The sequence below is a fragment of the Moorena sp. SIO3I8 genome, from assembly GCF_010692325.1.
Taxonomy (GTDB): Bacteria; Cyanobacteriota; Cyanobacteriia; order Cyanobacteriales; family Coleofasciculaceae; genus Moorena.
The window spans coordinates 1-1,656 of sequence record NZ_JAAHHW010000345.1; the positions used below are offsets into that span (position 1 = coordinate 1).

At 42.9% G+C, this 1,656-nt stretch carries 2 protein-coding genes; both read right to left on the bottom strand.

The window, feature by feature from the left end:
- Positions 1–218 precede the first annotated feature (218 nt).
- Positions 219–1,103, bottom strand: a complete 885-nt coding sequence (locus F6K51_RS36845; protein WP_293031015.1) for an ABC transporter ATP-binding protein — start codon at positions 1,101–1,103, stop codon at positions 219–221.
- Positions 1,104–1,112: 9 nt separating this feature from the next.
- The coding region (locus tag F6K51_RS36850) for an ABC transporter permease (RefSeq protein ID WP_293031018.1) at positions 1,113–1,656 on the bottom strand (544 nt) is incomplete at its 5' end.

The following is a 1,656-nucleotide window of genomic DNA, read 5'->3' on the forward strand; positions in this document are numbered from 1 at the left end:
GAAGGCTAAAGGCTGACGGCTGACCGCTGACGGCTGAATGCTTAGGGTGCATGTCAATTTTGTTAACCCCTGATTGAGATCCCCCATTATCCCCCTTAATAAGGGGGACTTTTCAATCTAATTCCCCCCTTTTTTAAGGGGGGTTAGGGGGGATCTATGTACCTAATTACAAAGTTGACATGCTCCCGAATGCTTACTTTACACTAATAGAAGAATTTTTAGTGAATTCTTGCTTCTTCTACAGCTCTAGTTTCCCGATATAGATGGTTTTCCATTTCCTGTTTCAGTTCCATATAGGCAGGATGATGCTCAACCGTAGTGCGATCGCGTGGACGGGGGAAAGGCACTTCAAGCACCTCATCAATACGCGCCGCAGGGCCTTTGGTCATCATGACAATCCGGTCGGATAACAAGAGGGCTTCATCAATGCTATGGGTAATCATAATGGCAGTTTTACGCTGCTGCTCCCAAATGCGCTCGATTTCATCCTGTAAAAAGCCCCTAGTCAGAGCATCTAAAGCACCAAACGGTTCATCCATTAACAAAATTTGGGGATTAATAGCCAAAGCTCTCGCAATACCTACTCGTTGTCGCATACCCCCGGATAGTTCGTGAGGATGTTTGTTCTCTGCTCCGGTTAAACCCACTAGTTGGATATTTTCCTTAATAACCCGTTTTTGCTCCCTCGCAGAAATTTTAGGATAGACAGTTTCCACCGCAAACCTAATATTACCTTCCACAGTCATCCAAGGCATAAGGGCATAGTTTTGAAAAACCATACCCCGGTCAGGTCCTGGTTGAGTCACAAGTTGCCCATTGATAATCACTTCGCCACTGGTAGCGGAACTCAAACCCGCGATAATATTCAGCAAGGTAGACTTACCACAACCAGACGGGCCAATGATCGACACAAACGTGTTGTGCTCAATATCTAAATTGATATCTTCGATAGCGACAAAGTCCGCAGAAGATTGCCCAGTAATTTTATCAAACCAACCCTGTTTACCAAAGAAAGTTTTTGAAATATGACGTAATGAAATTTGAGCGTCACTGTCATTGTCCATAATGACCTTACGGCCCTTGGAAGAAAAAGAAGTACTCATAATGATTGTTTATGAGGATTTTTTACCGAAAGAAACCAGTTTTTCAAAATAGGCAAATATTTGATCAAGGACAATACCCACAATCCCAATAATAAAAATTGCCACGAGAATATTGGGTATGTAAAGGTTATTCCACTCATTCCAAATGAAGTAACCTAAACCCGTACCCAATAGCATTTCTGCTGCCACAATCACCAACCAAGAAATCCCCATACTAATTCTCAAACCAGAGATGATGTTAGGTAGGGCAGCGGGAATAATCACCTTAAAAATCGTGCGCCATTTAGAAGCGCCCAGAATTTTAGAAACATCAAGGTAATCTGGGTTAACATTGGCCACACCAAACGCTGTGTTGGTTAGGGTTGGCCAAATACTAGCAATGGTAATAATGAAAATCCCAGTCATCTCTGAGTTCCGGAATATATACAGCCCCAAAGGTAACCAAGCCAGGGGAGAAACCGGTTTAAGAAGCTGGAAGTAGGGGTTAAAGGCTTTAAAGGCAATTTTGGAAATACCTACCAATATTCCCAAAGGCACAGCAATGATTGACGCT

Coding starts and splice junctions, on each gene's coding strand:
- F6K51_RS36845 (WP_293031015.1), bottom strand. CDS start 1,103: ATGAGTACTTCTTTTTCTTCCAAGGGCCGTAAGGTCATTATGGACAAT.